This window comes from Lactobacillus sp. ESL0246 (genome assembly GCF_003692965.1).
Lineage (GTDB): Bacteria > Bacillota > Bacilli > Lactobacillales > Lactobacillaceae > Lactobacillus.
Genome location: NZ_REHC01000006.1, coordinates 330,525 through 346,844, shown reverse-complemented (window position 1 = coordinate 346,844; position 16,320 = coordinate 330,525). Strand labels below are relative to the sequence as shown.

Annotated in this window: 15 protein-coding genes and 1 pseudogene; 5 read left to right on the top strand and 11 right to left on the bottom strand. The window is 33.2% G+C overall.

What is annotated here, in order from left to right:
- Positions 1 to 203 precede the first annotated feature (203 nt).
- The 8 genes and pseudogenes from F5ESL0246_RS03465 to typA form a co-directional block, all read right to left on the bottom strand.
- The gene (locus tag F5ESL0246_RS03465) at positions 204 to 2,495 is read right to left on the bottom strand and encodes a DNA internalization-related competence protein ComEC/Rec2 (RefSeq protein WP_122018122.1); all 2,292 of its coding nucleotides are present in this window, start codon (positions 2,493 to 2,495) and stop codon (positions 204 to 206) included.
- A pseudogene (locus tag F5ESL0246_RS03460) lies at positions 2,464 to 3,158 on the bottom strand (helix-hairpin-helix domain-containing protein). Before F5ESL0246_RS03460 ends, F5ESL0246_RS03465 begins: the two are co-directional and overlap by 32 nt.
- A gap of 60 nt (positions 3,159 to 3,218) precedes the next feature.
- On the bottom strand, positions 3,219 to 4,262 hold the full coding sequence (locus tag F5ESL0246_RS03455) for a SepM family pheromone-processing serine protease (protein ID WP_122018121.1): 1,044 nt from the start codon (positions 4,260 to 4,262) through the stop codon (positions 3,219 to 3,221).
- Entirely contained in the window at positions 4,252 to 4,746 is a 495-nt protein-coding gene (gene coaD / locus F5ESL0246_RS03450; protein WP_122018120.1) for a pantetheine-phosphate adenylyltransferase, read from the bottom strand. Before coaD ends, F5ESL0246_RS03455 begins: the two co-directional genes overlap by 11 nt.
- Entirely contained in the window at positions 4,746 to 5,297 is a 552-nt protein-coding gene (rsmD, locus tag F5ESL0246_RS03445) for a 16S rRNA (guanine(966)-N(2))-methyltransferase RsmD (RefSeq protein ID WP_122018119.1), read from the bottom strand. Before rsmD ends, coaD begins: the two co-directional genes overlap by 1 nt.
- The gene (locus F5ESL0246_RS03440; protein ID WP_122018118.1) at positions 5,294 to 5,638 is read right to left on the bottom strand and encodes a YlbG family protein; all 345 of its coding nucleotides are present in this window, start codon (positions 5,636 to 5,638) and stop codon (positions 5,294 to 5,296) included. Before F5ESL0246_RS03440 ends, rsmD begins: the two co-directional genes overlap by 4 nt.
- The gene (locus F5ESL0246_RS03435; RefSeq protein ID WP_122018117.1) at positions 5,635 to 6,813 is read right to left on the bottom strand and encodes an FtsW/RodA/SpoVE family cell cycle protein; all 1,179 of its coding nucleotides are present in this window, start codon (positions 6,811 to 6,813) and stop codon (positions 5,635 to 5,637) included. Before F5ESL0246_RS03435 ends, F5ESL0246_RS03440 begins: the two co-directional genes overlap by 4 nt.
- A 93-nt stretch (positions 6,814 to 6,906) precedes the next feature.
- Complete coding sequence (gene typA, locus F5ESL0246_RS03430) at positions 6,907 to 8,748, bottom strand: translational GTPase TypA (RefSeq protein ID WP_122018116.1); 1,842 nt, start codon at positions 8,746 to 8,748, stop codon at positions 6,907 to 6,909.
- 255 nt (positions 8,749 to 9,003) lie between these two features.
- On the opposite strand from typA, the gene def reads away from it, so the two are divergent.
- The 5 genes from def to F5ESL0246_RS03405 all read left to right on the top strand — a co-directional run bounded on the left by def (position 9,004) and on the right by F5ESL0246_RS03405 (position 13,503).
- Positions 9,004 to 9,558, top strand: coding sequence for a peptide deformylase (gene def / locus F5ESL0246_RS03425; RefSeq protein WP_122018115.1), 555 nt, complete (start codon positions 9,004 to 9,006; stop codon positions 9,556 to 9,558).
- A 170-nt stretch (positions 9,559 to 9,728) separates the two neighbouring features.
- The gene (locus F5ESL0246_RS03420; protein ID WP_122018114.1) at positions 9,729 to 9,953 is read left to right on the top strand and encodes a DNA-dependent RNA polymerase subunit epsilon; all 225 of its coding nucleotides are present in this window, start codon (positions 9,729 to 9,731) and stop codon (positions 9,951 to 9,953) included.
- A 5-nt stretch (positions 9,954 to 9,958) separates the two neighbouring features.
- Positions 9,959 to 11,638, top strand: coding sequence for a ribonuclease J1 (gene rnjA / locus F5ESL0246_RS03415; protein ID WP_122018113.1), 1,680 nt, complete (start codon positions 9,959 to 9,961; stop codon positions 11,636 to 11,638).
- Between the two features lie 39 nt (positions 11,639 to 11,677).
- Positions 11,678 to 12,625: a diacylglycerol kinase family protein gene (locus F5ESL0246_RS03410; RefSeq protein WP_122018112.1), complete on the top strand. Its 948-nt coding sequence runs from the start codon at positions 11,678 to 11,680 to the stop codon at positions 12,623 to 12,625.
- A 185-nt stretch (positions 12,626 to 12,810) separates the two neighbouring features.
- Positions 12,811 to 13,503, top strand: a complete 693-nt coding sequence (locus F5ESL0246_RS03405; protein ID WP_255409496.1) for an alpha/beta hydrolase — start codon at positions 12,811 to 12,813, stop codon at positions 13,501 to 13,503.
- Positions 13,504 to 13,656: 153 nt separating this feature from the next.
- Here the strand turns inward: F5ESL0246_RS03405 and F5ESL0246_RS03400 are convergent, their stop codons facing one another.
- The 3 genes from F5ESL0246_RS03400 to F5ESL0246_RS03390 form a co-directional block, all read right to left on the bottom strand.
- Complete coding sequence (locus F5ESL0246_RS03400) at positions 13,657 to 14,124, bottom strand: GNAT family N-acetyltransferase (RefSeq protein ID WP_122018110.1); 468 nt, start codon at positions 14,122 to 14,124, stop codon at positions 13,657 to 13,659.
- 292 nt (positions 14,125 to 14,416) lie between these two features.
- Positions 14,417 to 15,640 carry an MFS transporter gene (locus F5ESL0246_RS03395; protein ID WP_122018109.1) on the bottom strand — a complete coding sequence of 408 codons (1,224 nt, stop codon included), beginning with the start codon at positions 15,638 to 15,640 and terminating at the stop codon, positions 14,417 to 14,419.
- Positions 15,641 to 15,926: 286 nt separating this feature from the next.
- On the bottom strand, positions 15,927 to 16,316 hold the full coding sequence (locus F5ESL0246_RS03390) for a DUF1828 domain-containing protein (RefSeq protein ID WP_122018108.1): 390 nt from the start codon (positions 16,314 to 16,316) through the stop codon (positions 15,927 to 15,929).
- Between the last annotated feature and the right edge of the window lie 4 nt (positions 16,317 to 16,320).

Genomic DNA, 16,320 nt, shown 5'->3' with positions numbered 1-16,320 from the left:
CTCACCATTAATAAGAACCCTATAATTGTTACAAATCTAGCTAATCGTACCACATTTTACCATCAAAGCCTATGACTATTCCCAGCTGAATATAGCTAAAGATTATTTGCCTTTCTACTATATATTTTATGCAATTGATAGTAGCATTTCATTGTTTTGATAATTCGCGCAGAACCTTAATCAACAACTAGTATAACAAAGTTTTACTTTTCTTTTTCTGCTTTTAAGAAGAAAATAAACCTTGATTTAGTAAATTTTCCATAATTCCACGTAATCATTCCACAATCTTGTGTTGACGCCCATGGAATTCCTTGTCTTTTAAGAGTAGTCAAAGTTTCTGAGTGAGGATGATTAAAGCGGTTATTTCGTCCAGCTGAAATAAAAACAACTTCTGGTGCTAATTTGTGCAAAAATTCAGGGTTAGATGATGTCCTGCTTCCGTGATGTCCTAGTTTAAAATAATTTGCCTGCAAGTTATATTTAGCCATTATTTCTTGTTCGCCTTCTTGACCCAAGTCTCCCGTAAACAACCAGCTCTTATTAGCCAATTTAAAAGTCAATGATAAACAATCTTTATTCTCTCCTATACCTGGTTTAAAAGGATAAACAACATTAAATTTAATTTGTGGTTCATTAATTTGCTGACCTGCCAGCAATTGTACTATTTGTCTCTGCTCTACTCGACCAGCAATTCGTCTGCAAAAGGAAGGATTATTAAGAATTCCTTGTGCTACATATAATTTTTGCACAGGAATTTGACTAAGAAGTGGACCAAGATCACCAACATGATCAGCATCTTGATGTGTAACAAAAATCCCATTAAGATGGGTAATTCCTTGAGCTTTCAATAATGGAATTGTAATCTTGTTAACCTGTGGTATTACTTTTCGACCACTAAAATTTAGTTTACCACCAGTATCAATTAAATAAACACGTCTAGGAAAGGGTGTAGTAATCAAAATACTGTCACCTTGTCCAACATCAATGAATGTCACTTGTCCTGTTAATGGAAAATGAATCAAAATAAACAATGCAAAATAAAGCCATCCAATCGTTTTCAATAATTTTTTTTGATTAATTTTTTTAAGCCACGGTTCATTTAAATCTGCTATTAAAACTGTCGTTAAAATGAGCAAAAGTAAACATTGCCACCAATTAATTTTCCCAAAGGTTAGCAAACCTAATTTCGTAGATGATATGGTACTAATTACTCTTTCCCCTGATTCTAGAATCATTTCCAAAAAACCACTTAAAGCTGGATCAATTTTGTATATAACCAAATTAAAAAATGTCAATGGCATAATAACCAAATTAAAATAAGGTACAATTAAAAGGTTAAAAATAACAGTTAATAAATTAAACTGAAAAAAGAAGCATAGCAAAAGGGGAGCTAACAAAATATTTAACGCTACAGATTGTTTAAAATTAGATAACTTACCAGTAACTACTAATCCCAAACTAAGTACGTAGCTTAGTAAAGCACCTACTTTCATCATTAATCTCGGATCAATTAATAAATGCAATAAACAGGTTAGACCTAATAAGTCAAACTGACTAATTGGTATCCGTTTAAATTTAAAAAGTTTACTTAAAATAAATGTTAAACTAGCACGAACAAACCCAGCTTGACCGTTACTAAGAAAAACTCCAATCGCTAATATTATCAGGCAACACGAGAAAGCTTCGTCTTCTGTTAACTTAAAGATGTAGCAAAGAGTACTAATTATCATCGTATAGATGCCCACATGTAATCCCGATATGCTTAGAATATGAATAACTCCTAAATCACGATAATTATCTAAAATTTCTTGATTATCAGAATTGGGATTTTCTCCCAAAATTAACTCACTACTAAAAAAATTTAATATTTGGGGCATCTCTTTAAAATAAGACTGTAGTTCAAAGCGAAAATGATGTAAACAATCTTCTAATCCACCCTTTTCTACTACAAAATGGCAGCTCTTTAACTTGACTTGCTGTGTAATATTTTTGCTCAAATAATATTTTTTTAAATCAAATTGTCCATAATTAGTAGCCGATTCAATTGGTTTTACCTCACCATCTAATCTTGATAAAACAACCCGATGTCCCCATTTTAATTGCTTTTTTTCATTATCTGAAATCGTTGCCGTAACAAGAACGTGACCCCCTTTTATTTGGCCAGTTCCAGAGAGCCAATTATCATTGATTTTAATTTGATCGGGATACAGTTTAATTTCTGAATTATCATTAATTGAAAAATTAGTTTGCTTTTTGTTTAATCCTATACATAAAATAGCTAAGGTCAAAAAGATTTCAAGTATTCCCATTAATGTTGGATATTTTTTTAAAAGCAAATAAATTAAGTATAATCCAATTAAGCAACAAACTACCTTTTGCGTTATTTGCGAACATTGATATATTAAAAAACTTAAATCAATAAAAAGTAAGGAAGTAATAAATAGGAACCCAGGAATTAAAATATCAGACTTCCAATTGGTTTTTAAGAGCCGCAAAAGTCTTATCTCCAATTCCTGACACTTTTTTTAAATCCTCAATTCTTTTAAATTGACCGTTTTTTTGGCGATAAGCAATTATTTGCGCTGCTTTTTTTTCGCCAATTCCATTTAATTTTTGTAAGTCCTGAGCGCCTGCAGTATTTATATTCACTTTACTATTTTTTCCACCACTATAGTATCAACTGATTCTGTAGTTTGTGCACCATCTTGTCCCCCAACAGAAGTAACAATTTCACCCTGCTTAATTTTTTCACCAGTATAAGGAATATGAATTTTATCTTGGTCTTTTAGAATTAAAGCACGATTTACATTATTTAATTGAGCCCGTTTAGTTGTTCCACCTGCTACTTCAATTAAGTCTTCTAATCGTGCTCCTTTTTTTAACGTGTAAACTCCTTGATGCCGAATAGCACCAGAAATATCGCAGGTTACTTCCTGGGATTTTGCTGTTGCTTGTGACTCGGTAGAAGTTTTGGTATTTGCCTTTTCTAATTTAGCGTTCTGCTCAGCTCTTTTCGTTTGGCCGATTAAATCAGACTGATTATTATTTTGTATACTGATATCATGCTGATACCATAAAAAAAATCCAAGCACAATAATACCAACAAATACATACATCTTGTACTCAATTAAAAGGTTTTCGATTTTTTTCCAATCCATTATCCTATCCTCCATAAATTAAGTACGAAAAAAAGCTCAGATATTTTCTGAACTTTTTTATCAATAATGTTTTTTTAAATAATTTAAAGCATCGTCAACTGTTCTAATTGGAACAATCTTCATTTTAGTACCGATTTTTTGCGCTGTTTTTTTTGCTACAACATAATTACTCTCTGATTTTTTAACTATAGAAGTATCAGTTGGGGCAAAAAAGACTTCTGCACCAGCTTTATCAGCTGCAACCACTTTTTTATCAACGCCACCAATGACTCCAACCTTTCCGCTTGGGCTTACGGTTCCAGTTCCGGCAATTTTATGTCTTGTAGCTAGTTTCTTTTGAGTAAAAACCTCATAACTAGTCAAAGTGAACATTAATCCAGCTGAAGGTCCTCCAATTGCCCCAGCATTTATATTCAGCTTAGGTTTAGTACTAACTTTAACATGTTCTACCAGTTGAATACCAATTCCTGGTTTATTCGTTCCAGCAACTTTGACAATTTTTCCACTAATATTATATGGCTTGTGTTCACGCAAAATCATAACATTAACGTTTGAACCTATTTTTTGCCTTTTAAAATAAGCCAACATTTCCTCAGTCGACAGAAACTTATGACCATTAGCACCAAGAACTGTATCACCAATCTGTAATTTACCCTTAAAGCTGGAATTTTTTTGAACCTCCATTACATAAACGCCTTCATACTGCAGTTTAGGCTTTAATCCTGCCTTTTTAGCGGCACAATAAATAGCATTTTGTTGGCTTGTTTCCATATACCACTTTTGTAATTCCTGATATTGACTGCTAGTTGTGTCACCCAGCACTTCAGCTTTTGGAACGCGACTTGCAAACTTTTGTGTATAGCTCAAAAGGTATTCTAAAACGGTGGCGGGATCACTCGTTTCACTAATAGTTACTAAATAAAAATTATTTGGTACCGGCTTTTTGCTTTTAACAAATTGACTAATTTGAATAGTTTCTCCTGGCATTTGAATATAGTAGTTAGTTGGCCAACTTAAGCCAATTATTGCAATAACTATGATTAAAATCGTTAGTAACCAATTACGAATCCGATGTTTTTTTGGCTTTTTGTAGTTATAATTCATCAATATTTTTCATCTTTTCCTTGAGTGCTTTAGCAGCCTTATTGGGTAAAAAAGCAGTAACATCTCCACCAAATCTTGCTACTTCCTTAATAATGCTGGAAGCAACAAAACTTTCCTGAGGTTTAGTAAACAGTAAAATTGTTTCAATATTAGGTGCTAACATTTTATTCATTGCCGCAATTTGCTGTTCATACAAAAAATCAGTACTATTTCTAACGCCTCGAACAATTACCGTGGCATTTAATTCTTGTGCTGCATTAATCGTTAACTCATCTGGTTTTTTTAAAATTCTAACATTCGCAATTGTTCCTACAGCATCCTGAACAAATTCCATTCGTTCATCAACAGAAAATAGATAGTGCTTAGTTGAATTGGTCATTATCAAAACAGCAACTCTATCAAATAAATTAGCAGCTTGCTTAATAATATCAACGTGACCATTAGTAATCGGGTCAAAACTACCCGGTAAAAGAGCCGTTTTCATTAGTTCTCCTTCCGATAAAACCGCACAAATGTCTTCCCTAAATGGTGTTCTTTTAGTAAAGCAAATTCCGAAATAGGTTCTAAAAATGTTGCATCATCGGTTTCTGCAACAATAAGTGCATTGTCATTTAACAACTGCAATTTAAGTATTTTTTTCATGTCAGCAATAATGTGTTGCTTTGCATAGGGGGGATCCAAAAAAACCAAATCAAACTTTAGTTGATCATGAGCAAATTTTTTTAGTGCTGCTTGACTTGACATTTTATAAACAGAAAACCTATCTTCTTCTTTAGTTAATGTAATATTTTTTCGAATAATCTCAACAGCCTGATAATTAATATCAACAATTTGAGCGTGATCCATACCACGTGAAACAGCTTCGATCGCTAGTGCCCCGCTCCCAGCGTAAAGATCTAACACTTGTCCTCCATTAAAAAATTGGCCTAAAGTATTAAAAAGGGATTCTTTAACCTTGTCACTTGTTGGTCTAGTTTTTTGGCTTTTTAAAGTAAATAAATTACGTTTGGCATATTTGCCCGAAATAATTCTCATAATAATTGATCCAAACTTTTCTTTTCTTTTGCTTGTAACTTTTCCTCAGCCTCATGTGCCAATTCAACGATTTGCTGCTCAATATGTGGGGTGTCCAAATTAACACTATCACTCAAAGCTTTTTCAACTCGTTTAACAAAATCAAGATTTACTAGTGTAGCAATTACTTCATCACACTCTTTTCGATTAACGTATAAAATACAGTAACCCATTTGAGAAGAAAAATAAACAATGTCTCCATACCGTCTCAGTTTATATTGCTTGCTTGCAGAATTAAAATAAACTATCAACCCTTGTCTTTGAGCTATAGAAGTATTACTTAAATCCTTGCATATACTCATCTAATCGCCTCCTCTTGCTTAATCTTCTCGTTAGCCGAGATATTAAGTACTAATCCAATTGCAATAGATAAAACAATTAATGACGAACCACCATAGGAAATAAATGGTAATGTTACTCCAGTAATTGGCAGCAACCCCAAAACAGCTCCAACATTAAATAAAGTTTCAGTAAAAATAATTGTCGTAATCCCAAAACAAATTAAAGAATTAAATTGAGAACTGGAATGAATTCCAACTTCCATAATTCGCCACATTAAATAAAAAAGTAATCCTAAAACAACCAATGCGCCTACTACCCCAAGTTCTTCAGCAATGATAGATAATATGAAGTCAGTATACGGCTCAGGTAAATAACCTCTTTTTTGCATGCTATTGCCTAACCCTACACCGAATAATCCCCCATTATGAATAGCATAATATGAATTAACTAACTGAGCACCACCTTTTTGTTCTAATTCAAACGGATGCAAAAATGACATTAGTCTTTGATATTGATAATTTGCTTGTAAAAATTTGGGATTCCACGTAATAATTAAATACACAAGTATGAAAACCGTGATACCAATAATGATTAACCAGAATACTACTTTTTTAGCTGAAATTCCAGATAGTGAAAACATCACTATCACAATCATTGCTAAGATAGCGGTACCACCAAGATCGGGTTCAATCAAAACCAAAAACATCATCACAGCAGCTAAAATTGCTGGTCTAGATAATGTATTCATAATATTTCCTTGGTTAAAAGTTCCATCATGACGATCTAAAAAATATGCCAAATAAATAACCAAAGCTAATTTAGCAATTTCTAATGGCTGAATTTTAATAATCTTCAAATCAATCCAACCAACAGCACCATTAACTGCTACTGCTGATCCTTTGAAAATTTTCAATAAAATTAGATAAAGCAACATCACAATGCTAAGTGCTACGAACCAAATAACAAACTTCTGGCTTTTAAAGATATCTAACCGTAAAGCAAAAGTTGCATTTGCAAAAATGAAAATCGCAAAAAATGCATAGTACATTTGGCGAATTCCGTAAGTTGACGGCTTAAAACCATTTACAAGCAAAATATCAGAGCTTGCAGAGTAAACCATAATTATTCCAAAAGCGACTAACAATAAATATGGTAGCAAAATTTGATAATCTATATGAAGTAATTTTTTTCGCACAAGTTGCTCTCCCTTTATAATAAAAACTTGTCCTTATTATAAAACAAAAAAAGCACCACTTCATCAGTGATTACTTTTTTGGAATAAATTAAATTATTTACGATTGCGTTTTTTATCAGCTTTTTGACGCTCCGATGTATTCAAAATTTTCTTTCGTAAGCGAATTGATTCAGGTGTTACCTCACAATACTCATCATCATTTAAGAATTCTATTGCTTCTTCCAAAGTTAACGTTTTTGGTGTTCTAATTGCTGCGGCATGATCTTTACCAGCTGCACGAGTGTTCGTTAAATTTTTACCCTTGATTACATTTACTGCAATATCCCGGTCACGAGAAGATTGACCAACTATCATTCCCTCATAAACTTCAACACCAGCACCAATAAAGAGTTCTCCACGTTGTTCTACTGTTTGTAAAGAATAGGTTGTCGATTTACCTTGACTAATTGATACCAAAGCACCATTTTGTCGACCGGGTTCCCAATTCTTAACAACGGGTTTATAAGAATCAAAACTGTGGTTTAAAATTCCATATCCACCAGTTTGCGACATAAATTCATTGTTATACCCAATTAGGCCACGTGAAGGAACTAAAAAGTCTAAGCGAGTTTGATTATTACCTGTTGACTCCATATTCTTCATTTCACCTTTTCTTTGTGAAAGAGAATCGATAACGGAACCAACATATTCGTCAGGAGTATCAACTTGAACAGCTTCAAACGGCTCAGACATAACACCATCAATTTCACGGTAAATTACTTTTGGACGAGACAATTGTAATTCAAAGCCCTCACGACGTAATTCTTCAACCAAAATTGATAAGTGTAATTCACCACGGCCTGAAACAGTCCAAGCATTGATTTGATCTGTTGGCTCAACTTTGAGTGAAACATCAGTTCTAGTTTGCCTAATCAAGCGGTCTTCTAACTTTTTAGGTGTAACCTTATCACCTTCGCGACCAGCAAATGGAGAATCACTAGCCACGAAATCCATTTGTAAAGTTGGTGGATCTATTTTTAGAAGTGGCAATGCCTCTGGTTCTTCAGCAGAAGCAATAGTTTCGCCTACAAAAATATCGTTAATTCCACTAATAGCAATAATATCGCCAGCAGTAGCTTCTTTGATTTCGTTTCGTTTTAAGCCAAAGAAACCAAATAGTTTAGTCACACGGAAATTTTGTGTTGAACCATCCCGCTTCATAACGGTAATATTATCACCAACTTTAACACGCCCACGGTAAACACGACCAACGCCTATCCGGCCAACATAATCATCCCAATCAAGCATAGTAATTTGAAATTGCAATGGTTCATCTGCATTATCAAGTGGTGCTGGAATCGATTTTATGATAGTTTCAAAAATGGGATCCATAGTTTCTTTTTGTGTTGCAAGATCCTCATCATATGAAGAAGTTCCATTTAATGCAGAAGCATAAACAACAGGAAAATCAAGTTGTTCATCATTTGCACCTAATTCGATAAATAATTCAAGGACTTCATCAAGAACTTCCTTAGGACGAGCACCTGGACGATCAATTTTATTAATGACAACAACTGGCTTAACTCCAGCTTCAAGAGCCTTTTTAAGGACAAAACGAGTTTGTGGCATTGTACCTTCGTATGCGTCAACCAAAAGCAAAGCTCCATCAACCATGTGCATAATCCGTTCAACTTCACCGCCAAAGTCAGCGTGTCCTGGAGTATCTAAAATATTAATGGTCGTATCACCAAACTTAACCGCAGTATTTTTTGACAAAATAGTAATACCACGCTCACGCTCAATATCATTTGAATCCATTGCACGATCTTCCAGAGCCATATGTTCAGGGAGAGTGTCGGATTGTTTTAATAGTTGATTAACTAACGTTGTTTTACCATGGTCAACGTGAGCTATAATTGCTATATTTCTAATATCGTTTCTTCTTTTTTCTGACAAAAGTATTCCTCCTCCACTCCTCAATAAAAAAACTGTGACGCTGTCACAGTTTCGGTGGCACGTCAAAAACATGCTTATCGAAGTGTTTCATATCTGTATAGTTACGCTCATTGATTTTAACACCTAACTGTAATACTGGTCAACGTTTATCCCCTCTTTTTCAAAGTGAAAATTTAGTATAGAATAAAAAGCAGACAAATTAATCTAAATTATGTTAAAAATATATGTATAAATTTTATGAAAGAGTGATGACAATTGATTTTAATGAAAAATATTACCCGAGATGGTAATCCAGTACTGCGCAAAGTGGCACAACCACTAACATTTCCATTAAACGAGCATTATCGCAAATTAGCAGATGACATGATGGAGTATTTAATTAATTCTCAAGATCCAAAAATTGCCGAAAAACATCAACTACGTGCAGGTGTTGGTCTTGCAGCACCACAAGTTGGTGAAAGTGTACAAATGGCTTCATTACTTGTACCAAATGACAAAGGTGAAATTGTATTTAAAGAAACTTTTGTCAATCCAGAAATTCTGTCGGAATCGGTTAGACAAGCTTGTTTGAGTGAAGGTGAAGGTTGTCTGAGTGTCGACCGTGTAATTGATGGTTATGTACTTCGCCCAGATAAGCTTAAAATTCGTTATTATACGGTTGATGGAGAAGAAAAAACAATTCGTTTAAAAGATTACCCTGCTATTGTTGCTTCTCATGAAATTGAACATCTACGCGGTCATTTATTTTATGATCGAATTAATAAAAAGCAACCATTTAAACTAGATGATGATACTGTTGTAATTTATTGATAAATTAACCGTCGCCAATTAGTTGGCGACTTTTTAGTTAAAGGACAACAACTTATTTCTATACTTGAAATAACAATTATGTTAAAATTTTTATTAACTATTGGGTTTTTAGTTTCTTACTACATGCCCAAATATGAACGTTTTAACAATTTAATAAGGAGAATACAAATATGATCTACAAAGTTTTGTATCAAAAAGACAAGGTTGTCAATCCAAGAAGAGAAACAACCAAGACTCTTTACTTAGAGGCTGAAAATATGGTCAACGCTAGAACTTTAGTTGAAGATAATACCCCCTACAATATCGAATTAATCCAAGAACTAGCTGGAAACTCATTAAAATACGAAAAAGAGCACGCTGATTTTAAATTAACGTCCTTTGAAAGTAAGAAGTAATCTAATTGCGTATAAAAAATAATGAAGTTGCCATTGTTGCAATCGGGGGGTTGCATGAAATTGGCAAGAATATGTATTGTGTTCAGTATCAAGATGAAATTATTATCATGGATTGCGGAATTAAATTCCCAGAAGATGATTTACTTGGTATTAACTATGTTATTTCTGATTATTCTTATTTAGTAAAAAATCGAAAGAAAATTAAAGCATTGGTTGTCAGTCACGGCCATGAAGACCATATTGGTGGAATTCCTTTCTTACTTGAAAAAATACCAGAAATTCCCGTTTATGCTACGCCATTTGCGCTTGCTTTAATTAAGGGCAAACTTGAAGAACATGGTCTTTTAAGAACTACCGAATTACATGAAGAACATGAAGATACAGTTCTAAAATTCAAAAAACTTAGTGTTACTTTTTTTAGGACTACTCACTCAATTCCAGATACATTAGGAATTGCTATCCATACTCCACTAGGGGCTGTTGTTTTTACCGGTGACTTTAAGTTTGATTTAACTCCTGTCATGAATCAACCAGCTCCAGACTTTCAAACAATGGCTAAACTCGGTAACGAAGGAGTTTTAGCACTTTTGTCAGATTCTACAAATGCTGAAGTTTCACAATTCACGAAATCAGAACGATTCGTTGCTAAATCATTGCATGATATCATTACTGGTATTCATGGACGAATAATTTTTGCTACATTTGCCTCAAATTTATATCGAGTTTCAACAGCAATTCAAGCTGCAATCGATACTGGAAGAAAAGTTGCGATTTTTGGTCGTAGTATGGAAAATGGTGTACAAAATGGAATTGATCTTGGTTACCTCAACGTTCCAGAAGGATTAATTGTTGATGCAAATGAAATTAATCACACTCCTGCTGATGAAGTTATGATTCTGTGTACTGGTTCTCAAGGCGAACCACTCGCTGCTCTGTCTCGAATTGCTAATGGTACTCATCGGCAGATCAGCCTTCAACCTGGTGATACGGTTATTTTTTCATCCAACCCTATCCCTGGAAACACCTTAAGTGTCAATCACTTGATCAATAAATTAATGGAGGGTGGAGCAAATGTCGTTCATGGCCGCATTAACAATGTTCACACTTCTGGTCATGGCGGACAAGAAGAGTTAAAGATGATGGTTCGTTTAACAAAACCTAAATATATGATCCCAGTTCATGGTGAATATCGTATGCAAGTTATTCATACTGAACTAGCACAAGCAGCAGGTGTACCTGCTGAAAATACCTTTGTCTTGGAAAATGGCGAAGTAATTTGCTTTGGTCCTGAAGGATCTCGAATTGCTGGTCATGTTCCTGCTGGAGATGTTTATGTTGATACATCCGGAACTGCCGATGTTGGCAACGTTGTGGTTCACGATCGACAAGTTTTATCAGAAGATGGCATTGTGATCGTAGTAGCAACTGTTGATTATAAACATAAACGTGTTTTAGCTGGTCCAGACGTTTTAAGTCGTGGTTTTGTTTACATGCGTGAATCAACCGAGTTAATTAATCAAGCTCAAAAGCATATTTACCACATATTAAAAACTGAAATGGATAAAACTGATAATCCAAAAGATAGTATCATTCGTAAGGCAATTGTTGAAAATCTTTCTGATTTTTTATATTCAAAGACTAAAAGAAGACCAATGATTTTGCCAATGTTAGTTGAAAAGAAATAAAAAAGCCCTAAGGGGCTTTTTATTTAAAGAACAAAATTGATGAATAACAAATTAAAAATACATCTCTTAGTGAATGAAACAGCCGGTAACGGTCATGCCAAAAAAATAATGGATCAAGTTGTCTTGCTCTTAGTTAACGAAAATATACATTTTGATATAAAAAAAAGCACTTATGCTGGTGAGTTAATCAAACTTGCTCAAGTTTACGGTGAGCACAAACACCAAAAAAATGAAGTTTTGTTAATAATTGGCGGCGATGGGTCGCTTAATGAAGCACTTAATGGCATTAAACGATCAAATAATCCTCAAACACCTTTTGCATATTTGCCTGCTGGTACAGGAAATGACTTTGGACGTGCAGCCAATTTAACGTCTAATCCCAAAAAACTACTTAAGCATTTCAAAAACGGTTTAACAGCTGATCGTATTGACTGTGGTTCATTTAAATTATCTCCTTCTAGTCACCAAAATTATTATTTTGCTAATAGTTTTGGTATTGGTTTCGATGCTTGTGTAAATCATTTTAGCAATATCTCTGAGTTCAAAAAGATTTTAAATCGAATTAATGAAGGCAAGCTAATTTACAGTCTTAATATTTTATCTAGTTTGCGTAAGCAGGACACATTTAGTGTTGAAGTCGTAGGCGATGGTAAGAAACGATATTATAATAAAGCCTTTTTAGTAACTACAACAAATCATCCATATTTGGGTGGTGGTATTTCTCTTTTGCCCTCTGCAAGAATTGACAGCCACAAACTCGATACAGTTGTAATTGAAAAGTTCACAATACGTAAATTAGCTAAGTTGTTTATCAAACTTTTAAAGGATGGTTCACATGTGCATGACCCACAATTTCATTACATTGAAGCTGACAAAATAACAGTAAAAACCAATAAAAAAGAATTTGCTCAGCTTGATGGTGAGGAAATACAATTGAGTTCTTTTGAACTAGAATTTGCAATTGATCACTTTAATTTATTACGATAAATAAATGCACTGAAACAGTTTAATAATTATGAACCCCTAAGATAAATTAATCTTGGGGTATTTTTGTTTACCTAAACATTTAAATAGTGATTTTTACATAAAATTTTTTATGAATTTAAAAAATCATAATTATATATAACCACCGCAATTAGCATGATGGCTTAAATTTAGCAGCTAAACTTTCAATCCCAAAGACAAATAAATATAATGCAGCAATTTTGGCTTATGGATTTGTAGGAATGATGGACCCTAAAGTTAATGACTTATTACCAGTTTTAGCAAAAAAATTACAAAACAAAGGAATTGCGACTATCAGGTTTGACTTTAACGGTCATGGGTTGAGTGATGGTGCACTGGACAATATGACTATTTATAATGAACTAGAGGATTTTCATGCAATTTTACAATACGTTTTTGATAACCTTCAAGGGTTAAACAAATTATTTCTTATTGGTCATTCTCAAGGTGGTGTCATAGCATCAATGATGGCAGGATTTTACCCAGACAAAATTGATAAATTAGTACTTATGTCACCCGCAGCTACTCTGGTTGATGATGCAAGAATAGGTACTTGTATGGGGATTAATTATGATCCCGAGAACATTCCTAAAAAACTGAAGTTTGACGGTTTCAGTATAAATGACTGGTATTTTAGAACTGCCAAGTTTATTAATATTTATAAAATAGCTCAAGCTTTTCATGGACCTGTTTTAATTCTGCATGGTGAAAATGATAAGATTGTCAATAATTACGCTGCAATTCATTATCAAGCAGTACTTGATAATTCTAAATACTATCTAATTCCTGGTAGCGATCACGGTTTGCATATAAACAGAAATGAAGTTTACAAACATACAATAGCATTTTTAGATGAATAATTAAGGTTATTTGGATTTTGTCAGTTAAAAAAATTATTTTCCTATTGTAAACAATGTTTACACGCATTAATCAAAATTTTCTATGACTTGTATTTTTATTCATTTATTTCTAACTTCAAAATCTTAAAATTATTTGTCATCCTTTACTTGAGTTTATTCAATTTTAAATTTATATAAATTAAACCCCATATAATTCAATAATTGACTAAGTGCATTTTTATCAAAATTTCCATCACTAGTCAAAATAGTAAACCTGCCACCATCATCTTTTAGCGTTCTCCGTGTAACACTAAATCCATTTCTCTCATAGAAATGCAGTCGCATAACACGCTGCTCATAATTAGGTGCAGTTTTGATCACAGGTTCAATATCTAAAATTATTTGTTTACCAATAAATCGCTTACGTAATATTTGCAAAACCTGTGAACCATAGCCATGTCCATGTTGATTGGATGTGATCGCCAAAAATCCCAAATACACAGCTATTTTACCTTCAACTACAAAAATCAAACCTATGAATTGATCATCATTATAAATTGCTTGAAAGTAAATGTTTTCTCTCAATGATTTGATAACTAATTGAATTGTCGGAATACGTTCCTCTTTAGGAAAAGCTGTCACATACAATTCTTCAGCTTGGAAATAATCTTTACTTCCCCATTTGATATTCTTAAAATGTAAAATAGTATCCTAGCTTTCTTTTTAATATTTAACTTTACTACGCTATTAGTATAGCAGAGATTAGTTGAACAGTAACAAATAATTTAATAAATCATTCATCGCAATTAATATTGTATATATTAAAAGTGACGATGAGTTGTATAAAGGTTTAAATAAAATTAATTATAAAAGTCCCGAATCACTTGACGCTAAAAATGCGATTTGGGAACTTTTTATATTTTTTTATGCTTTATCACCGTGATAACCTCTTTAATCCTGGCAAGTTGATCATCACTATAAAACTAATAATATACAAGGCTGATAGAAAACCCATTACAACTGTTAAATTATAATGATCCATCAAAATACCAATTACAACAGATGAAAATCCACCGATTGCTCGCCCAATGTTAACAATAATATTATTGGCACTGGATCTAACTTCAGTTGGATAGAGTCGACTAATTACAGCACCATAGCCACCAAACATCCCATTAGAGAAAAAGCCAACTACTGCACCAATTAGCAGTAAAGTGATCATATTAGTAGCTAAGCTAAGGGTATAAACCATAACTGCAGAGCCAATTAAGAAAATGCCAAAAGCCCTTCTAGGTCCAAAATAATCAAAAATTGAACCAAATGTCATCATCCCAATACTCATCCCAACAATTGTAGCAATCATCCATAAACTAGAATTAGCAATATTTAAATGTAATTGCTTTTGCACAATGGTTGGCAACCAGTTCATTAATCCAAAATAGCCAGCAATCTGCACTGTCATCATCAACATTAAACCTAAACTTTGAAAAGTTAACTGTGTTGTAGCAAACATTTCTTTAAAAACGTTCGACAATAAAGAACCTTTTCTCTCAGTTTTTGCTGATAAAAACTGTTCGCTTTCATGAAGATGTTTCCTAATAAAAATTGTTAAAATTACTGGTACAATACCAATTAAAAAGAGCATATGCCAACCGACTGCCGGTATAATCACAGCTGCAATTAATGCAGCTAAAATCGCTCCTATTTGTCCTCCAATTGCCGCAACGGAAGTCATTTTCCCTATTTGTGATTTTGGAAAATTTTCAGCAATCAGCGCAATGCCAACTCCGTATTCACCCCCAGCTCCAATTCCAGCCAAGAAACGCAAAGCATAGATCAAATATAAATTATTGGCAAATGCCATACAAGCTGTTGCAACAGCAAATATAATAACTGTATGGCTGAAAGTTTTCACTCGCCCTATTTTGTCGCCCAGAATTCCGAATACAATTCCACCAACTAGCATACCCAAATTAGTGATTGAGGAAATCAATCCTGCTGCCCCACCGGATAAATGTAGATCAACAATCATCGAACTCATTGCAAAAGATAAAAAAAGCACATCCATATTTTCTAAAGCAAATCCTGAAGAGGTCGATGCAATCGTCCACTTTTGATTTTTAGTTAGACCTTGACTGTGCTGTTTTGATAAATCCATATTTAATTCCTCCAAAACGAACGCTCTCTGTCGTTCAATTATTTCTTTAAAAGACAATTTTACTCTTTTTTTAACTTTTTACAAATTTAATTAATAAAATGACACATAATTTTAAAATAGAAGAAAAAAGATACATTTATTTTCTAATTGTACTAACGTCAATTTTACTAAACTTGCTTAAATAATTTAGCCATAATAATAATTTATCTTTATATTTTTTAGTTATCTTTTTCCTAAAATCACAATATATATAGTTATAACAATTTTTGAGTTTTTAAAGTAAAAGTTACACTAAATATGAAATAGCTGCCTGTATATATGCCAATCTCATGATTGTTTCCATCAGATTCTTCTCGTCTGTCAAAGTACTAATTATCCAATTATCAATATTTATCTTAAATTTTGCATTTGCTACAACTTCTGCTGCTTCTTCAAACAGTTCACTATTGCTTGCACTTGGATCTAACTTAAAAAGGCATCTTCCATCATCGCTAACCTGATAGCCTTTTGTTTTTTTGGTAACAAAACAATAAATGTCATCTTTTAATGCGTCCTTTACAGGTGTCATAATTTCTATAGTTTCATCATCGAACTGAATAACTTGCGTGTTAGCCGCCAGCCAGTCAACCAACTTTGTTTTTAAATTATCATATCCTAAAAATATTTTTGCTGCCATTTTT

Bases quoted from the DNA above. Each gene is read 5' to 3' on its own strand.
- F5ESL0246_RS03455 (WP_122018121.1), bottom strand. From the start codon at position 4,262: ATGAATTATAACTACAAAAAGCCAAAAAAACATCGGATTCGTAATTGG.
- coaD (WP_122018120.1), bottom strand. From the start codon at position 4,746: ATGAAAACGGCTCTTTTACCGGGTAGTTTTGACCCGATTACTAATGGT.
- rsmD (WP_122018119.1), bottom strand. From the start codon at position 5,297: ATGAGAATTATTTCGGGCAAATATGCCAAACGTAATTTATTTACTTTA.
- F5ESL0246_RS03440 (WP_122018118.1), bottom strand. From the start codon at position 5,638: ATGAGTATATGCAAGGATTTAAGTAATACTTCTATAGCTCAAAGACAA.
- F5ESL0246_RS03420 (WP_122018114.1), top strand. From the start codon at position 9,729: ATGATCTACAAAGTTTTGTATCAAAAAGACAAGGTTGTCAATCCAAGA.
- F5ESL0246_RS03410 (WP_122018112.1), top strand. From the start codon at position 11,678: ATGAATAACAAATTAAAAATACATCTCTTAGTGAATGAAACAGCCGGT.
- F5ESL0246_RS03395 (WP_122018109.1), bottom strand. From the start codon at position 15,640: ATGGATTTATCAAAACAGCACAGTCAAGGTCTAACTAAAAATCAAAAG.
- F5ESL0246_RS03390 (WP_122018108.1), bottom strand. From the start codon at position 16,316: ATGGCAGCAAAAATATTTTTAGGATATGATAATTTAAAAACAAAGTTG.